This is a genomic window from Campylobacter jejuni (assembly GCF_001457695.1).
Lineage (GTDB): Bacteria > Campylobacterota > Campylobacteria > Campylobacterales > Campylobacteraceae > Campylobacter_D > Campylobacter_D jejuni.
Window position 1 is genome coordinate 804,602 of record NZ_LN831025.1, and the last position, 18,854, is coordinate 823,455.

16 protein-coding genes and 2 tRNA genes are annotated in these 18,854 nt (G+C 29.7%); 4 read left to right on the forward strand and 14 right to left on the reverse strand.

Going from position 1 to position 18,854, the window contains the following annotated elements; all coding sequences use genetic code 11:
* Positions 1 to 46 precede the first annotated feature (46 nt).
* Entirely contained in the window at positions 47 to 238 is a 192-nt protein-coding gene (locus AT682_RS09785) for a hypothetical protein (RefSeq protein WP_016818239.1), read from the reverse strand.
* Between the two features lie 209 nt (positions 239 to 447).
* Between AT682_RS09785 and AT682_RS09525 the strand changes: the two genes are divergently transcribed.
* A complete protein-coding gene (locus tag AT682_RS09525; protein ID WP_002881066.1) occupies positions 448 to 588 on the forward strand; it encodes a hypothetical protein in 141 nt (46 codons plus the stop codon).
* Here AT682_RS09525 and AT682_RS04160 read toward each other — a convergent pair.
* The 5 genes from AT682_RS04160 to AT682_RS04180 are packed head-to-tail and all read right to left on the reverse strand — an operon-like array spanning position 576 to position 5,057.
* On the reverse strand, positions 576 to 1,208 hold the full coding sequence (locus tag AT682_RS04160; protein ID WP_002882852.1) for a hypothetical protein: 633 nt from the start codon (positions 1,206 to 1,208) through the stop codon (positions 576 to 578). The two genes, AT682_RS09525 and AT682_RS04160, sit on opposite strands and share 13 nt — an antisense overlap.
* Positions 1,205 to 1,447, reverse strand: coding sequence for a hypothetical protein (locus AT682_RS04165; RefSeq protein WP_002882854.1), 243 nt, complete (start codon positions 1,445 to 1,447; stop codon positions 1,205 to 1,207). Before AT682_RS04165 ends, AT682_RS04160 begins: the two co-directional genes overlap by 4 nt.
* Positions 1,431 to 2,477: a DHH family phosphoesterase gene (locus AT682_RS04170; RefSeq protein ID WP_002882855.1), complete on the reverse strand. Its 1,047-nt coding sequence runs from the start codon at positions 2,475 to 2,477 to the stop codon at positions 1,431 to 1,433. The genes AT682_RS04165 and AT682_RS04170 overlap by 17 nt, the downstream gene beginning before the upstream one ends.
* Positions 2,478 to 2,485: 8 nt before the next feature.
* Positions 2,486 to 4,660, reverse strand: a complete 2,175-nt coding sequence (flhA, locus tag AT682_RS04175; RefSeq protein WP_002882857.1) for a flagellar biosynthesis protein FlhA — start codon at positions 4,658 to 4,660, stop codon at positions 2,486 to 2,488.
* A complete protein-coding gene (locus tag AT682_RS04180) occupies positions 4,647 to 5,057 on the reverse strand; it encodes an Rrf2 family transcriptional regulator (protein ID WP_002852609.1) in 411 nt (136 codons plus the stop codon). Before AT682_RS04180 ends, flhA begins: the two co-directional genes overlap by 14 nt.
* Positions 5,058 to 5,232: 175 nt before the next feature.
* On the opposite strand from AT682_RS04180, the gene rpsO reads away from it, so the two are divergent.
* Positions 5,233 to 5,505, forward strand: coding sequence for a 30S ribosomal protein S15 (rpsO, locus tag AT682_RS04185; protein WP_002852579.1), 273 nt, complete (start codon positions 5,233 to 5,235; stop codon positions 5,503 to 5,505).
* 85 nt (positions 5,506 to 5,590) lie between these two features.
* Here rpsO and ftsK read toward each other — a convergent pair whose 3' ends face one another.
* Positions 5,591 to 8,431, reverse strand: coding sequence for a DNA translocase FtsK (gene ftsK, locus AT682_RS04190; protein ID WP_032595338.1), 2,841 nt, complete (start codon positions 8,429 to 8,431; stop codon positions 5,591 to 5,593).
* 109 nt (positions 8,432 to 8,540) lie between these two features.
* Positions 8,541 to 10,793 carry a flagellar hook-associated protein FlgL gene (flgL, locus tag AT682_RS04195; RefSeq protein WP_002882860.1) on the reverse strand — a complete coding sequence of 751 codons (2,253 nt, stop codon included), beginning with the start codon at positions 10,791 to 10,793 and terminating at the stop codon, positions 8,541 to 8,543.
* Between the two features lie 181 nt (positions 10,794 to 10,974).
* Between flgL and AT682_RS04200 the strand changes: the two genes are divergently transcribed.
* Positions 10,975 to 11,061, forward strand: a tRNA-Leu gene (locus tag AT682_RS04200).
* A 10-nt stretch (positions 11,062 to 11,071) separates the two neighbouring features.
* Positions 11,072 to 11,146: transfer RNA gene (locus AT682_RS04205), tRNA-Gly, on the forward strand.
* A 29-nt stretch (positions 11,147 to 11,175) separates the two neighbouring features.
* On the opposite strand, the gene abc-f is transcribed toward AT682_RS04205, so the two are convergent.
* The 6 genes from abc-f to rpsA are packed head-to-tail and all read right to left on the reverse strand — an operon-like array spanning position 11,176 to position 18,781.
* Complete coding sequence (gene abc-f, locus AT682_RS04210; protein WP_002883715.1) at positions 11,176 to 13,107, reverse strand: ribosomal protection-like ABC-F family protein; 1,932 nt, start codon at positions 13,105 to 13,107, stop codon at positions 11,176 to 11,178.
* 3 nt (positions 13,108 to 13,110) lie between these two features.
* The gene (locus tag AT682_RS04215) at positions 13,111 to 14,400 is read right to left on the reverse strand and encodes a sensor histidine kinase (protein ID WP_016818238.1); all 1,290 of its coding nucleotides are present in this window, start codon (positions 14,398 to 14,400) and stop codon (positions 13,111 to 13,113) included.
* The gene (locus tag AT682_RS04220) at positions 14,394 to 15,056 is read right to left on the reverse strand and encodes a response regulator transcription factor (protein ID WP_002883730.1); all 663 of its coding nucleotides are present in this window, start codon (positions 15,054 to 15,056) and stop codon (positions 14,394 to 14,396) included. The genes AT682_RS04215 and AT682_RS04220 overlap by 7 nt, the downstream gene beginning before the upstream one ends.
* Positions 15,043 to 16,626 (reverse strand): phosphoglycerate dehydrogenase, encoded by a 1,584-nt coding sequence (gene serA / locus AT682_RS04225; RefSeq protein WP_002883732.1) that lies wholly within the window; start codon positions 16,624 to 16,626, stop codon positions 15,043 to 15,045. The genes AT682_RS04220 and serA overlap by 14 nt, the downstream gene beginning before the upstream one ends.
* Complete coding sequence (locus tag AT682_RS04230) at positions 16,623 to 17,111, reverse strand: hypothetical protein (protein ID WP_002883733.1); 489 nt, start codon at positions 17,109 to 17,111, stop codon at positions 16,623 to 16,625. Before AT682_RS04230 ends, serA begins: the two co-directional genes overlap by 4 nt.
* On the reverse strand, positions 17,111 to 18,781 hold the full coding sequence (gene rpsA / locus AT682_RS04235; RefSeq protein WP_002883734.1) for a 30S ribosomal protein S1: 1,671 nt from the start codon (positions 18,779 to 18,781) through the stop codon (positions 17,111 to 17,113). Before rpsA ends, AT682_RS04230 begins: the two co-directional genes overlap by 1 nt.
* Between the last annotated feature and the right edge of the window lie 73 nt (positions 18,782 to 18,854).

Below are 18,854 nucleotides of genomic sequence, written 5' to 3' on the forward strand. Positions count from 1 at the left end.
TTTGCTTGTTTCATTAAGAATTTTATTTCCCAAAATAACCATTTTGCTATATTTTGAATTTTTTTGGCATTTTAGTTTCATCTATAGTGCCATCTTCATTTAATGCCTTAGGTAAATTCCATTTGGCGGTAGACAGATCAATACCTGTTGCACTCTTAGTTTTTTCCAAATTTGGATCTAAGGCTAAAGCACAACTTCCACATAACAACAAAGTTAAAACGATAGAAAATTTATTCATCAATTTTCCTCCTTATTTTGCGTAATTTAAATTCAGCATAAGACTTTATTTAGAAAAAGTCAATAAAACCTAATTACATTTTAAGAAAAAAGCTTTAAACCTTAAAATAATATTCATTTATATTTAAAATAGAACTTATAAATATTTAAAGCAAAAATAAAGTTTTTTCGCTATAATAAAATCTTGCAATATTTTTAAAGGTTAGGTTAATGAAAAATTTAAGCATTCAAGAAAAAAAAGACTTAGACAACTGTGTTTTTCAAAATCTTGGAAGGCAAGATACTTTTGCTTTAAGCACGATTTTTAAAAATTTTTATTTAAAAATTAAAGCATTTATTTATTCTAAATAATACCACTTAAAATCTTTTTTTGTGTAGGAAAGATCTTTAAAAGAAGGCGATTGGATAAATAGTTTGCACTCTTTATCCAAATTTTCTATTCCGTATATTTTCATAGCCATTCTTGAGTTATGTCTTGTAAGTTCTATTCCAACGCAAGCTTGATTGTTGATTTTGTAAAGCAAAGTACCACCGTCTTTTTCGTCTATATTTAAAATATCCAAATTCTTATTTTTACTCATATCTTTTACATCTTTACTAAAAGAATATCGAAGTTTATAATATATCATAATATCCTGCATGGTATTTTTCAAATTTTGTAAATTTTCATTAATCAAGTATCTATTATTTTTATAAAGTTTTAAAAAATCTTCATTAAGAAATTTTTGAAAACTTTCATCTTTAGATAATTTTTGACAAGAATTATAGCTATTTAAAATTCTAACTTGACCAGCTTCTATTAAAAGTTCAAGGCAATCTTTATTTTCTTGTGAAAATTGCACTAATTTAACTTCTTGAATCTTAAAATCTTTATTCGGTTTTTTTTCATAAGCAAAATCATTTAATTTTTCATAAATATTGGCAAAACTTAAAGAATATAAACTAAAAAAAATTAAAATACACTTTTTCATTGAAAAAAATGTTTGTATTTATTTTTTAGAAATTCCACCACTTCTAAAATTTCATCAACCCCTTCTTTGTTGGAATTTTCAAGCACATTATCTATATTATCAATATAAGCTTCTATTGCATTTTCTAATTTTTCTCTTTTAACTCCAGCGTATAAAAGCATAGCTTCTAAAACTATGCTAAGCTCATATTGTAAATCTTCTAGTTCATTTTTTAAGGTTTTATTATTGTTTTGATTCATTGTTTTCCTTTTTAAGTTCTTTGCTTTTAATTAAATCAATAATTTGAGCCTTAATATAATTATAATTTATTCCATCTTTAAATGTCGCAAAAAGTCCACCACTAGCATTTTTATGTCCACCGCCACCTACTAAATTTTTAGCCATTAAACTTACATCTATTTTTCCATTTGCACGAAAACTTAAGGTTTTTCTAGAACTAATATCAATAAAAAAGTCATAATCAGGATTTTTTACTAAAAAATCATTTCCAATAACAGAAGTATTGCCTATATTTGAAGTTAAGATGCCTTTATGGCCTTCATATTCTATACTGAAATTTTCTTTTAGCTCACTTAGTTTTTCAACTACAAAATAAGAAATTAAATTAGAAAGAGTATCATCATTTTTTCTGGCAAAATAATCCTTTTTTATAAAATGAGTAGCATTATCGAGTAAAATATTTGCATTTTCTTTTCCTATAAATTTCCAAGCCTTATCAAGCAAGAAAAACATATAATCAATTTGAGATTCTTTAAACATCACACGATTTATTTCTTTTGCATTGGCAATCAAGCCTAAAAAAACCTTTCCAAGTTCAAAATTTTCATCCTCGCTTAGCCAAATATCAACAGCATTAACCACATCAACAAAGTTTGAAAGTTCTAAAACAGGGGTGCAGATTTTAGAGAAAAAATCATAAACGATTTTAGTTGCACATCTTTTAGAATCAAGTAAATACCAAGAATATTTTTGAGCACATTCTTCGCCACTCTGATGATGATCAAGAAGAAAAATTTTAATATTTTTCTCTTTGCAAATTTTTTCAAATTCTTCGCATTGATTTAAATTTAAATTTAAATCTGTTATTAGAATAATAGCTTTTCCGAAATTTTCATCTTTTTCTATATCGCTTATAATAGAGTTAAAATTTTCATTAATTTCTTTACCATAATTAGAATTATAAAATCTCACATTTTTAAAATAAAAATTTACTATAAATTGACAAGCATAACCATCAAGATCTGTATGCGAAAGATGATAAATTTTCATTATATTCCTTAAAGTTCTATCCTAATAATACCCTCGGTATTAAAATTTGTATTTTCTGCAATTTCTGCAAAACTTAACACTACTATATTAATGCTAAAATTATAACAAATATCAGCAATGAATTTTCTAAGCTGCGGTTCAACGCAAAGTATAAAAGGCTTGATACGACCATTTGCTACTGCGGCAACTTCAGCCCTTAGAGTATCTACTAAAGTACCTGTTTGAGCTACACTTAAAGGCAAGTGATAACTTCCATCTCTAAATTGTACATTTTCCAATAAAACCGCAGAACTAGCAGAGTCTAAGATAAAAATATCCAAATTTCCTTTATCATCTAAATACATATTTGTAATCATCCTAGCTAAGGACGCCCTTACATGTTCAATAATCATATCAAAACTCTTGCTTACTTCTGCTATATCACTTACAGATTCTAAAATAGTAAGCATATCTTTAATTGGTATGTGATGCTTAAGCAAGTCTTTGAGAATTTTTTGAATAAGACTTACAGGTGCGACACCTAAAGCACCTTCTACGATGATTGGATAATCATTTTTAACCTTATCAAGAAGATTTTGCACCTCTTGGCGTGTGAGAAGTTCGCTTGCGTGCGCTTTGATAAGTTCGCTCATATGTGTTGAAATAACACTTGCAGGATCTATTACTATATAGCCATTTAATGTTGCTTCATCTTTTAAATTCGCATCAATCCAAAGTGCATCAGAGTTAAAAGCGGGTTCTTTTGTAGCAATCCCTTCTATCTCTTCTGTGATAAAACCACTATCCATGGCTAAATATTTATCCGGATAAATTTCAGCACTTGCTATAGACACGCCCTTGAGTTTAAAACTATACTCATTTGGTTTAAGTCTTAAATTATCTCTTATTCTTATTTTTGGCATTAAAAATCCTAAACTTTCAGCAATACTTCTTCTCATTGAGCGAATTCTTTCTGTAAGTTCGTTTTCAGCAAGCTTAATAAGTCCGTATCCAAGTTCAAGTTCTAAAATTTCAACTTTGAGGATATCGTTAATCTTGTGCTCTTCTTCTTTGAGAATTTCTTCTTCGCTTTTCTTAGCAGGCGTTGCCGTTGTCCCACCTGCTCCACTTTGAGATGCAGCTGCGGCACTTGGTTTGCTTTTTTTAACTGTAGTTATATCAATTTTACCTTCCTTAACCTGCTTGGTAAGATAGCCAAGGCTTAAAAATACTAAAGCCATAAAGCCCAAGGATAAAGTTGGCAAACCAGGCACTAACGCAAAGATAAAAAGTACAAAACCTACTATTAAAAGCGTGCGATATTCGCTTAAAAGTTGAGTTAAAGTTCCTTCTGCAAAATTTTCCTCATCTTTGCTTGCACGAGTGATAATTATAGCGGTTGCAGTAGAAGTAATAAGCCCTGGAATTTGAGATACAAGTCCATCACCTATGGTTAAAATAGTATAGGTAGAAGCAGCATCGCTTAAAGCCATATCGTGCTGAAAAGATCCTATTAAAAAACCACCTATGATATTTATAATAGTTATGATAATTCCTGCAACAGCATCTCCTTTGATAAATTTAGAAGAACCATCCATTGCACCATAGAAGTTTGCCTCAGCAATAACTTCTTGACGTCTTGCTCTAGCGGTTTGTTCATCAATAAGTCCTGCATTTAAATCCGCATCAATAGCCATTTGTTTACCCGGCATCGCATCAAGTGTAAATCTTGCTTGTACTTCAGAAACCCTTGTACTACCTTTTGTTACAACCATGAAATTAATCAATACCAAGATACAAAATACAATCACGCCAATGACCATATTTCCACCAACAACAAATTCTCCAAATGCTGCTATAATCTCACTCACAGCTTCAGGGCCGTTTTGCCCTTCGCTTAAAATCATCCTTGTGGTAGCTATATTTAATGAAAGCCTAAATAAAGTGATAATCAAGATTAAAGTTGGAAAAGTTGTTAAATCTGTCGGTTTGGGTATATAAATAGAAATTAAAATAATTAATACCGATAAAGCTATACTTAAAGCCAAGAAAAAGTCCAAAATAGGACTTGGTAAAGGAACTATAATAATAGCTAAAATACAAACTAAAAAACCAACAATAGTCAAGCTTTTAGCTTTTAAAACAGGAGCGATTAAAGGCCCCAAGAAAGGAAAAACTAAATCGACTATTTTATTTTTTGCCATTATTTTTCATAATATCTTCTAAAGTAATAGAATCTAAAAATTCATCTACTTTATTTTGTAAATTTACTAACATAGGCATTAAGGTGCAATTTTCTTCTTTATTATTTGGACAAGTGCCACCACTGCATTCAAATACACTGATATCCTTTTTTTCAGCACTATTAACAATTTCTTTTATAGTATATTGACTTGGTTCTTTGATTAAAACAAAACCACCTTTTGCCCCTTTAAAGGATTTTAACAAGCCATCTTTAGCTAAAGTTTGTAAAATTTTAGCTAAAAAACTTTTAGGAATATCAAGCTCTAAAGCTAAAGAATCTACATCTTGAGGTGTTTCTTTTTGAGAAATATAAATTAAAGAAAGTAAAGCGTATTCGCTAGCTTTGGTAAATAGCACAGATTCTCCTTGTTATAACTACAGAAATAGCTGTAATTATAATAAATAATTCTTAGAAAAAGACTTAAATTTTGACAAAACCTTCTAAAAAAGATAAATTCAGTTTATTTTTTGCTTTTTTAAGATAAAATTACAGTTCTTTAATTTTATTATTTTACCAATCAGGAGGTCTATCATGGCTTTGGATTCGGCCAAAAAAGCAGAAATAGTTGCGAAATTCGCTAAAAAACCAGGTGATACTGGTTCAACAGAAGTTCAAGTAGCTCTTTTAACTGCAAGAATTGCAGAACTTACAGAACATTTAAAAATCTACAAAAAAGACTTTTCATCAAGATTAGGACTTCTAAAACTTGTAGGTCAAAGAAAAAGACTTTTATCTTATCTTAAAAGAAAAGATTATAATTCTTATAGTAAGTTAATTACTGAATTAAATCTTAGAGATAAATAATTTTTAAGCCCTTTTTACGGGGCTTTTGCCTTTTAAATTTCTTCTTTTGTAATCAGTTTTATATATCAAAAACACAAGAAAAATCTTACAAGATTTCCCTTTGTCCTTTGGCATCAGGTTCGCTTAAAATCCCGTTTTGCGTAAGTTGTTCAATAATATTTGCAGAGCGGTTATAGCCGATTTTTAAACGGCGTTGTAAATAAGAAATGCTTGTTTTTCCATCTTCTAAGATTACTCTTTTAGCTTCTTCGTAAAGCTCATCTACTTCCCCATCAAAGCTTTCATTTGTTGTAACACCTACGCTTTGTTGATCCTTTAAAAAGCTTTCATCATATTCTACGCTTTGTTGATCCTTTAGAAAATCCACGATTTTTTCTATTTCAAATTCGCTTGCAAAAGGCGCATGCAAACGCACTATAGAGCTTGTTCCAGGAGGAGTAAATAAACAATCCCCTCTTCCAAGTAAACTTTCAGCACCCATAGCATCTAAAATAACTTTAGAGTCAATTTTTTGCCCTACTTTATAAGAAATTCTACTTGGTAAATTCGCTTTAATTAGTCCTGTTACAACATCAACAGAAGGTCGTTGTGTAGCTACAATCAAGTGGATTCCACTTGCTCTTGCCATTTGCGCAAGTCTTCCTATATAAAATTCTACATCTTTACCCGCAGTCATCATCAAATCAGCAAGTTCATCGATAATTACTACAATAAAAGGAAGCTCTTCTCCTCCTAATTCTTTCATTTTTTCATTGTAATTTTCTATATTTTTGGTTTTTGCATCAGCCATTAAGCGATAGCGTCTTTCCATTTCAGCTACCATATTTGAAAGCGCATTGACTGCTTTTTTTGGATCTGTGATAACAGGAGTTAAAAGATGAGGAATGTCATTATAAATGCTAAATTCAAGCATCTTAGGATCTATCATCATCAAACGTAAGGTTTTTGGAGAGTTGCGATATAAAAGACTTAAAAGCATAGAATTTATCCCCACACTTTTACCACTACCTGTCGTTCCTGCGATGAGTAAATGCGGAAGTTTTTTAAGATCGGTTACAAAAGCATTGCCTACTATATCTTTACCTAAGGCTATGGTTAAAGGACTTTTAGCGTTTTTAAAAACTTCACTTTGTAAAATTTCTCTTAAATAAATGGTTTGAATTTCATCATTTGGAACTTCTATACCTACAACATCTTTTCCTGGTATTGGAGCTTGAATGCGGATTGATTTTGCCATTAAAGCCATAGTTAAATCATCTTGTAAATTTAAAATACGACTTACTTTTACATCTGCACTAGGACGAAATTCAAAAGTAGTTACCACAGGACCAACATAAGTGCTTATAACATCACCGCCTATTTTAAAACGACGCAACTTTTCAAGAAGATTGTAAATTTTTTTATCTATTTCACTTTCATTGATTTCTTGTCTATGCTCTTTTGGATTAGCCAAAAAATCTAATGGTGGCAAGGTGAAATCTTTTGGTTTTTCTACTTCGCCCTGCTCTATTTCACGCAATAAAGCTTGGTTAATAGCAATTTCTTTGGCTAAAACTGCTTTTTGAAGTTTAATTTCTTGATCATTTGTTTTTTCATCATCAATTTTAGTTTTTGTATTTTGGATAAAATCGAGTGTATTTTTTTCTTCTATAACTATTTCATTTATATTTTTTATAGGAGTAGGTTCTATATAAGGATGATTTAACTCTTCTACAATGGGAGTAAATTCAAAGATATTGTCTGTTTTATCTAGATTTTTATTTTCATTTATTTTGTCTGATTCTTCTGTTTCTGTTTTAATTGTTTTTGGGCTATTAAAACTATATTTATTCCCTTCTATAATATCACTTGAATTTATCGCATCATATTCTTCTAATTTTTTAATTTCTTGTTTTACTTTATTTTCTAAAATTTCATTTTGATAGGCTTTGTATTCTTGTTCTAGTTTTTCTTTTTTTATCAAATTCTCTCTAAGTTCAAGCTCTTTTGTAAAAATTTTTGGTTTAACTTCTTGATTAGAAACTGGAATTTCAATATTTTTACGTTTATAACTTGGCTCATCTAAATTTTTATTTGTATCTATTTGCTTTATATCTTCAAGTTTTTTAGGTTTTAAAAAACGTTCAGGGATCATATCTACCTCTTCTTCTGAAATAAAATTAAAATCTTCATCAAGACTAATGCTCATTTTACTCGCTTTTTGTGCAAAATTTCGCACCTGTTGAGAATGTTCATAAACAAAACTTCTCGATTCTTTTAAGCTTTGTTTATCAATCTCTATGGTTTCATCTAAAATTTGATTTTTTAGTTTTTCAAAGTTTTCTTTGGCGGTGGTAATTGAATTTTTACTCGCATTGATATTGCTATCTTTAATTATCTGTTCTAAGTTATTGGTTTTTTCTTTTTTGTTTATTTGTGAATTTTCGTATATGTTGCCTTGTAAAATATTTAATTTTGGCACCATAAGTTCTGATTTACCTACATCTTCTTTCTCATTTTCTCCGCCAAATACACGCATAAGTAAAGATTTAAAAGCTTGCTCTACTTTTAATAAATAAGTAAAATCTAATTCTATTTTTAAAATTTCTTTTGCAAATTTTGGAAACAATAAAACCAAAGAAAATAGTAAAAGCAAAAGAGCAAAAATTCCACTCCCTGTATGCCCTAAGATTGCAGAAGAAAATCCATATACAATTTCTAAAATATACCCAAACCCTCTATAAAAGACAGAAAATAAAAGCAAGGTAGAAAAAAAGGCTAAAGAAAAACCAAAAAGTTCTCTACGCTTAAAATTTTCTATTTTATAATTTTTTTTATAGTAGAGATAATTTAATATAAGCAAAGAAAATGGATAGTAATACCCAAATTCTCCAAATAAAAATAAATTAGCCTTGTAAACCCATTCTCCCATGCTAGGTGCTAGCATACAAAGACAAAGATAAAAAATAACAAGTGTAGAGCTGGTAAAAATGGCTTCTTTTTTAATATTCTTTCCTTGAAAATAAAATCAAAGCCAAATTATACCATAAAAAATTTTACATATAATTTAATAAGCTAAGTTGAGAAATTGTTGTACTAGCTTTAAGAGAAGCTTGATATGCAAGTTGAACTTGCATTAAATTCATCATTGCCTCACCATAATCTACATCAATCACATTTGATTTTATACTTTGGACATTAACGCTTAAAAAGGATGTGCGTGTATTAACACCTTCGATAGTATTATGATATGCTCCCATAGTTGTATTAAGCTTGCTAACATGATCTGCTAAATGATCAAGTCTTTCTAAAGCTCCTTGTATACCTGTATTTCTAGGGTTTTCACTTTCGGAGTCTGCTCTCATATTGCCTTTTAAAACAGCATCAATCATTAAATCTAAATCTTTAATAATATCCACATTTGGCTCATCTATAGTTAAAGAATTATTCGCACTAAAACTAAAATTTGGACCATTTGTTACTGAAGAAGTTGTGTTAAATGGTGGTTGTGGAAAGTGGCCACTTTGAGAATCACTAAGAGAAATTTCTATATTAGTGCCTGAAGAAAGTTTATCAGTAATACTAATACGACCTTTATAATCCATACTTACATCGACAGTAGCTTGAGAATCTTTCATGAGTTGTTGTATTTGGGTATAATTTGCATTATTAATTTGACCATTATTGGCTTGTATGGTTGTTGTAGGAATTTTATCTGCAGCAAACATACCTATAATATCATTAAGCTGTTTATAGGTAATATCATTTGATCCTGTAACAACTCCACTATTTCCAGTTGCAGGATTAGTATGCATAATAGGAAAGCTTATGGTTTGACCTGGATTATTAGGATCAGGATAGCTTACAGTTGAAGTTTGTAAATTTATAGTAACATCGTAAGTATTTCCACCTTTGGAATTGACTTTTAAATTTAAAGTAGTACCATTTAGGCTATCTCCTGCCATTACCTCGCTAAGTTTGGTTGAATCAGTTGCATAAGCATTGCTTCCTTTGATAACTTGAGAAACATTACCATAAACAGTATTTCCATTTTTTTCAAAATACACATTATCGTAATCAGCTCCATTAGTAGCATTTCCATCTGTATCTGTCATTTTACTTTTGATAAAATCAGTTTGTTTTAAATCGATTTCAAAGCCTTGTCCGTTGATTTGAATGGTTACAGGATTATTTAAATTTGTAATATCTCCATTACTAGGAGCAGCTGTAGCAGCTTGCATAACCCTATTTGTAACTTCATTCATTGAAATACCCTCTTGATTAGCAGCTTCAATAATATTTTTAAGTTCATCTTTGGTATCAGCTTGTGGTGTGAAAGCTACAGCATGAAAATCGAGTTTATTATTACCTTGCTTTAGATCTGTAATTTGAATTTGACCACTATCATTCATACTTATTTCTACTACTTTATTATTTGGAGTATTACCATAAAGAGCTCCAATATTTTCCATTACATCTTCTAAAGTATCTTCGGGTTTTACAAGTACAGCGCTTTTAAAACTTGTTCCATCGGGTCTTGTACCTTGAACATAAAGAGTTGTTGGAGGAAAATCTAGTTTGCTATCATCATACTCAAAATCTTTATCAGCATCTAAGCTATTATCTTTTACATAACCTTGCCCGATAAGTTGTTGCCATTTAGAATCTCCTGTGAGATATTTAGTTTTATCAGGGTCTTTATTTAAATCCCAACGATTATCTGTAAAACTAACATTGGTGCTTATTTGTTTTTTATAGTCTCCATCTGCTTTAAAAAATAAATCCCAACCTGGTATATTGTATGGGCTTTCAGTTCCAGCTCCAGTTACTACATTAATATTATTTTTATCTCCATAATAATTTCCATTAGAATCAAAAGGTTTGTTTGCAACTTGAGAACCTGCAAAAAGATACTGACCATTAACGCTAGTATTTGCAAGCTGAACTATACTTTCTTTTATGCGTTCTAGTTCTTTTGCTATAGCCTCTCTTGAAGTTTGAGAATTGCTATCGCTTGCAGCTTGAGTTACTTTAACTTTAAAATCTTCAAGAAGTTTAACCATGTCTTGTAAAGCTTTCATGCTATTTTGAGTCATTTCTTGAGCTCTACTAGTTGATTCTTTTACTTGCTCTAATGTTTTAATTTCATATTCAAGACGCGTATTATCTATATAAGTGCTTGCATCTTCATATGAATTTTGAATTTTTAAACCTGAAGCAAGTTGTTGAGATATCTGATATAAAGCACTTTGACCACCCATAGAATTATTCACACTATTTGTGAAGTTAAGTTTATTTGTAATTCTCATTTTTTTTCCTCTAAAGTATTAAAGTTAAAATCTTTTCAAACATTGCTAATAAACAAAAGCAATAACTGTTCCAAAAATTTAAATTATATAATTTTATATCGTCTTTTTGAAAATACTTTTTATTTTTAAAGTATTTTTTAGCCTAAAAAAGTATAATTTTAGCTTTAAATCTTAAAAATGAGCCCGAGTGGTGAAACTGGTAGACGCGCCAGACTCAAAATCTGGTAAGGGCAACCTTGTGTCGGTTCGAGTCCGACCTCGGGCACCACTTATTTTTTGCGGGAATAGCTCAGGGGTAGAGCACAACCTTGCCAAGGTTGGGGTCGCGAGTTCGAATCTCGTTTCCCGCTCCATAGAGTAAAAAAATATAAAATCTTTTTAATTATAAATTCTCGCTTTTCTCTAATACTAAAAAATACTCATTTTCTAGAATTTCAAGTTCTTTTTGCATTACTTCAAGTTCTTGATAAAGCTTGTTAATACCTATTTCTTGATATACATTTGGATCGGATAAATCTTGATTTAATTTAGCTATCTTTTGCTCTAAAAAATCTATTTTTTCAGGATGGTTTTTTAATATCCCATTTTCTTTGTAGCTCAATTTTTTAGAGCTTTTTTCTTTTTGGTTATTATTTTGCTCTTGGGTTTGAAGCTCTAAAGCAAAATTATCCAATTCTTCAATTTCTTTTTCATTTTCAAGATATTCAGTATAAAGAGTGTGTAAAATATTTATATATCCATTTCCCTCAAAAGTATAAAGTTTTGTTGCGATTTTATCAACAAAATATCTATCGTGTGATACTAGCAAAATAGCCCCTTCAAAACTAAGTAAATATTCTTCTAATATATTAATCGTAGCTATATCAAGATCATTAGTTGGCTCATCTAAAATCAAAACATCATATTCTTTAGTAAAAAGCAAGGCTAAAGCAACGCGATTTTTCTCTCCGCCACTTAAAAGAGCTACGCTTTTATCTAAAAATTCCTTAGGAAATAAAAAATTTTTCAAATATCCATAAACATGCATATTTTTACCACGAACTTCAACCCTATCTCCACCATTGGGGCAAAAAATTTCAAGTAAGCTTTTATCAGAATTTACCAAGCTTCTAGCCTGATCAAAATATCCTATCTTAAGCTCTCCGCGTTTTATTTCACCGCAATCTTGTTTTATTTGCCCTAGAAGAATTTTTAACAATGTTGATTTCCCACAACCATTTCTTCCTACGATAGCTATGCGTTCACCTTGTAAAATACGCGTTGAAAAATCTTTAAAAAGATTTTTATCGTTTATATTTTTGCTTATATTTTTAAGCTCAAAAAGCATTTTTTTACGATTGATCGTTTTTTCTCCATTAAAATTTAAAGCCGCTCTTGAAATTTCAAGTTTTAAGCGTTTGATTGCTCCAGGATTTTTTTTCGCTTCTTCACGCATTTTAAAAATACGTTCTTTTCGTCCTTCATTTCTTTTAAGTCTTGCTTTAACCCCTCTTCTAAGCCATTCTTCTTCACTTTTTAATTGCTTTAAAAGAGTTTCATGGCTCTTAGCAAGGCTTTGCAAAATTTGTGTTTTTTTCTCTAAATAGTTTGCATATCCGCCTTTAAAAATACTAAGTTTACCCTGCTCTACTTCTACACACTTGTGTGCTATAGCGTCAATAAAATATCTATCATGAGAAATAAAAATCACACACATCTTTGAATTTTTTAGCAATTCTTCCAAAAAGCTTGTCATATATACATCTAAATGATTAGTTGGTTCATCAAGCAATAAAATATCAGGATTTTTTAGTAAAAGTATGCAAAGTCCAACGCGGCGTATCTCTCCACCACTTAAAGTAGATATAATGCGACTTTCATACTCAAGCAAACTAAATTCTTTTAAAACGCGTATTATTTTAGATTCTATATTCCAAGCATCTTTACTATCAATCAAAGTCATAAGTGTATCTATTTTTTTAAGATAATCTTTATTACTAGGATCTTCTTCTAATTTTTTATGCAGTATTTCATATTCTTCTAAGGCATTGTAAATTTCTGCAAGCTCTTGCTTGATAGCTTCTTTTACACTTAAATTTGCATTAAAATCAACGGTTTGTGAAAGCATGGCTATGCTTTTTCCATTTTGTCTTATTACTCTACCACTATCTAAAGGAAGTGTGCCTAAAAGCGTTTTTAAAAAAGTAGATTTTCCTTCTCCATTTTTGCCTATAATGGCAATCTTTTCTCCCTCGTTTGCACTAAAATTTGCTTCATTTAAAACTATTTTGTCTCCAAATTTTTTTGAAGCTTCGATTAAATCTATAAGAGCCATTTTTTATCCTTGACTGAGTTTAAAGCTAAAACTAGAACCATGGCCTAAAGTGCTAGAAATTTCAAGATAACTTTTATGTATATTTAAAATTTTCTTTACTAAAAAAAGTCCTAAACCAAAAGAATTATCACTTTTTACATCAATTTTATAAAATTTTTTTGTAATCAATTTTATTTTATCTTCTTCTATGCCTTTTCCAAAATCTTGCACTATTATTTTTTGATCTCTTGCTGTTAAAATGACTTCTTTTTGGCTATATTTTAAAGCATTAGAAAGCAAATTTATAATCACTTGCTCGATTAAAAATTCATCAGCCTTAACTTTCGTGCTTTTACCTTGCAATACAACTCTTTCAAAGCCTGGGTTTTTAGTGATTTTTTCACATAGAAAAAAAAGATCAAATTCTTGCATTTGCAAGGCTCCACTATTAAGATTAAAAACAAAATTAAGCTTATGGGTCAAAGCATTAAGCTTAATGCTTTGACGCGAAATTTTTTCTAGTAATTCCTTTTTTAATTTTTTATCTTCCAATTTCTCGTCTTTTAGCATCTCTAAGCTAAGATCAATCACGCTTAATGGATTTTTAAGCTCATGAGAAATAGCAGAAATCACACTAGCAAGCTGAGTATTTTTTAAAGTAATTTTATCGCTTTGTTTTTTATTTTTTTGAGTATTCTTTAGAATTTTATCCTTAGTTTTTAAAAGTTTCTCATTTAGCAAATTAAATTCTTTAAACATTCCTTTTTCTAATATAACAACTTTATGATTGCCTATAGAATCCAAAAAATCCAAAATTTTATTAAAATTTTTCTCTATTCTTCTACCTAGCAACAACATTAAAATAAAAACAAACAGCAAGCACACTCCAAAACCGATTGCTATTTTTGTCCAAAAAAGTTCTAAATCTAAAAAACGAGGATAAACAATAATAATATATTTATATCCTTTGTAAATAAAGCTTTTAGTAAGAATTTTTTTTGAATTGAAATTTAAAATTTCTCCTTCTTTAAGATTAGAAAAAAAATCAGGATTTTTTACAGAACTTATTTTCATATCATTGTTTAGGATAATAAAATCAGCCCTAGTATCTTTAGCAAAATCCTTGATATTAGCATCATTTAAATGCTCTAAGAGAGAAAATTTTAAAACATCATCAAGGCTTTTGATTTTTTGCTTATATTGTTTTATAAGCAAGAAATTAAGATAAGAATTAGTAAAAGTATAAAAAATAAACCCAAAAATCAAAGCCAATACAACAAAAAAAACTATAAAAATATTTTTAGTTTTTAGCATAATTTATAGCCAACACCTCTAACGCTTATAATATGATCTTTTAGTTTTGGAAATTTATTTCTAAGTCTTGTTAGAGCTATATTGATTGTTTTATCACTTGTAGTATCATCTTTCCAAACACTTTCGCTTAAAAATTGTCTAGTAAGCAAGGTATTTGGATTTTCAAAAAAACATTTTAAAAGCTCATAGTCAAGATTTGAGATTTCTAATTTTTGATTTTTGTAAAAGAATTCATAATTAGCCAAATCCAAAATAAAATCACCAAAAAATAATTTTTCTTCTTCTTTTTTATGGCGTTTTAAAATTGCTTTAATGCGAAGCAAAAGCTCATTAAAATCAAAAGGTTTGCAAACATAATCATCACAACCACTTTCAAAACCTTCGAGTAAATCTTGATGTAAAGCTTTGGCTGTAAGAAAAATAACTGCTTCTTTGTATCCTTGCTCTCTTAAATCTTGAATTTTTTCTAAAGAATCCCCACTTGGCAAATTTCTATCAACTATTAAAAGATCGATTTGCTCATTATCGAGCAAATCTTCAACTCCAAAAAAATCCACCAAAGATATAACTTCATAATCACTAGATTTTAACTTTAAGACAAGTAGTTCGTTCAAATCTACATCATCTTCTATAATTAAAATTTTAAATTTCAACATATTGGACAAATACACACGCCTCTAATTGTTTTAACTCATCTAATACTTCTTTTTGAACTTTTTCATCAATCAAAACAACAGCCAAAGCATACCCAAAACTATCTCTACCAAGTCTAAAATCAGCTATATTGATATTTTTAGCTGCCAAAACAGAACTGATTTTAGCTATAACTCCTGGTATGTCTTTGTTTTTAAAAATAATCATTTTTCCCTTTGGCTTAAAATCAGTTTTAAAGCCATTTAATCCAACTATGCGTTGTTCATTTTCATTAAACACTGTTCCTGAAACACTGATATTTGAATTTTCGGTGATAATTTTAACGCTAAGTTTATTATTATAACCACTATTTGGAAGAGTTTCACAAGATAACTCAACTCCTTTTTCTTTGGCAACAAATTCTGCATTAACATAATTAATTTTTTCTCCTAAAATTCCACCCAAAGCACCAACAGCTGCAAAGGTTAACATAGAATTTACATACTCGCCAATAATTCCTTCAGCCTCTAATTTAATACTTTTTATAGGATTTTTATCAATTTGAACAGCTAAAAAAGCCATTTTAGAAACAAGTTCTATATAAGGAGCTACAAAAGGTGGTAAATCTTCAGTTTTAATTGGTAAATTTAAGGCATTAGGATAAGCCACGCCTCGTGCTGCACTTAATGCTTGCTCACAAGCTTCTCTTGCGATATTATCTTGACTTTCTAAAGTATTTGCTCCTAGGTGAGAAGTAACTGAAATATTTTCAAAGTCTAAAAGAGGATGATTAGTCGCGGGTTCTTTATCGAACACATCTATACCAAGCCATGCTATTTTACCACTTTTTAAACCTTCATATAAAGCCTCTTCTGTGTACAATCCTCCACGAGCACAATTTATTAATCTTATTCCATCTTTCATTTTTGCAATTTCTTGCTTTCCTATCATACCATTGGTTTCTTTGGTTTTTGGTGTGTGAATGGTAATAAAATCACTTTTTTCTAAAATTTCATCTAAATTTTTTGCTTGCTCCATATCTAAATCTGTAATCTTAGAAGCAGAAATATACGGATCATAGGCTAAAATTTTCATACCAAATGCTTTAGCGCGGATAGCCACTCTTGAACCTATATTTCCAAAACCTATAATCCCTAGCGTTTTGTTCATCAATTCAATGCCATACCATTTTTCTCTTTCCCATTTTCTTTCAATTTTTAAAAAATTATGAGCATTGACAAAGCTTCTAGCCGATGTTAAAAGATGTGCCATTGTTAGTTCAACTGCGGCAATAGTATTTGCAGTTGGGACATTCATCACAATCACTCCTCTTTTAGAACACTCTGGAATATCAACATTATCTACGCCCACCCCAGCACGCACAAGCGCTTTTAATTTTTTGGCATGATTTAAGAAATTTATATCTACATCTGTAGAACTTCTAGTAATAGCAACTTCAACATCGCTTAGCATTTGCATAAGTTCATCTTTTGGAACTTTTGTAGCTTCTATAAGCTCAATATCTTCAGCTCTTCTTAGAATATCGACACCTTTATCCAAAATAGCATCACATACTATAATCTTTTTTTTCATAACCAAATTTCCTTTACTTCTGTATTTATTTTATATTTTTTTAATTCTTTGATAATATCATCTATAAGTTTTTCATTACCTGTATCCAAGAAGATTTCTGGACTATCGCCCGATTTAAGAAGAAAATACTTCACATTAAAAGAATTTAAAGTCTGTCTTAAGCAAAACATAGAATAAATATCATATTTTCCAACTATAAGTTGATAATATTTATTTTTCTCCTTAAGCTCGCTAGTATCCGCATCAAAATATAAGGTAAATTTTTCTGCTGCTGGGGTAAAATCTCTTGTAGGCCATTTTGCTAATTCTTCTTGCCATGAAAGATCTTGATTTTGGGTTTGAATGCCTGGCTGCGTATTTGTATCTTTAGCAAATTGTGGAATGAAATTTACATTAGCTTTAAATTGCCAAAGCAATGTAAAAACAACAGCAAGCAAAATGAGTAATAAAATACTCAAAATGCTTATTGTAATGTATTTTTTCATTAAGCTAGCTGATCTTTAATGATATCACCTAAAGTTACTTTATCATCATTATTGATTTCATTAAGAACTTCTCTTTCTTTCATTCTAACAAGATTTTTAACACTTAGGCGAATTCTATTTTTCTTTTCATCAATAAAAACTATAGCAGCTTCAATATCGTCGCCAATTTTTAAATTTTCAAGCATAGAAGTGCTTATATCTTCTTTATGAATTAAAGCATCAACATTTTTACTTAGCTCTACAAAAACACCAAAATCTTTAATATCACGGATAGCGCCTTTTACAATATCGCCGACTTTATGAATTTTAGCATATTCTTGCACTGGAGAACTGCTTAATTCTTTTGTACTTAATGATATTTTTTGGTTTTCTTTGTCTATTTTGATAATTTTTACCTTGATTTTATCCCCTTGAGAGAATTTATCTTTGCATTTATCGTTTCTATCCCAAGAAGCATCTTCATTATGCAATAAACCTTCAATACCACCAAGTTTAACAAATGCACCAAAAGAAGTTACTGATGTAATTTCTCCTTCAACCACATCTGCAATTTTATAAGATTTCATAAATTCATCAAAAGGTCTAGAAAGTAAATTTCTTAAAGAAACCCTTAAGCGTCTTTCATTTGGATTGATTTCAATTACTTCAACATCAATTTCTTGACCTTTATTGATATAATCTTTTGGATTTTTAATATTTTTATCCCAAGAAATTTCACTGATATGTAAAAATCCTTCTATATCATTTCCTAAATCCACAAAAGCACCATAAGGCTCTATATTTGATACTATTACTTTAATGGTATCACCTACATCAAGAGTATCTTTTATCTCGCTCCATGGATCAGGTAAAGCCGCTTTTATAGATAAGGATAAATGTTTGCGTTCTTTATCATACTTTATAACTTTAACTGGAACTTTATCGCCCTCTTTATAAAGTGTTCCAGGATTTACAGGTCCTTTGTAAGAAATTTCGCTGTAATGAACAAGACCATCAACACCTCCTACATCTACAAACATACCATAAGTGGTAATTTTTTTTACAATACCTTCAATTAAATCTTCTTGTTGTGCTACATTATTGATCAATTCTTTTCGTTTTCTTCTCTCATCATCTAAAGTTTTTTTACGAGAAACAATGATACTTTGCTCATCTTTGTCGATTTTAATAATTTTAACTTTAAACGTTTTGCCTATAATATTATTTGTTTCTTTAAAGCCATATTGAGATTTTGGTAAGAAAAATTCAACATCATTTTCATCAATAACTATCAATCCGCCTTTATTTTTTCCAACTACTTTTACGGTAAAAATATCATCTTGATTTTCTTGATAGTTTTTAATAAATTCAATAACTTTTTCTTTTCTCAAAGCTTTTTTATGAGAAAGTAAAGATCTGCCACCACGAGAACCCATAACAGCAACTTTAATACTATCGCCTACATTAAACAATAGCTTAGAATTGTCACCTTGTATTTCGCTAAGAGCTAAAATACCTTCAGATTTTTTACCTATATCTACATAAACTTCATCATTTTTGATCTCTACAATCACACCCTCTGTTGTAGCCTCTTCTCTTGATTTATCGAAAGCCTCCAAAAGCTGTCCAAAATCTTCTTCCTCAAGATAATCATCTACGCCGTCTTGAACTTTTTTGTTCACCTCGCTCATTATGGTCCTTTAAAATAATTTTTAGAAATTGATTGATTTTACCTTATTTTTCTTTAATTAGTGTTAAGTTTTT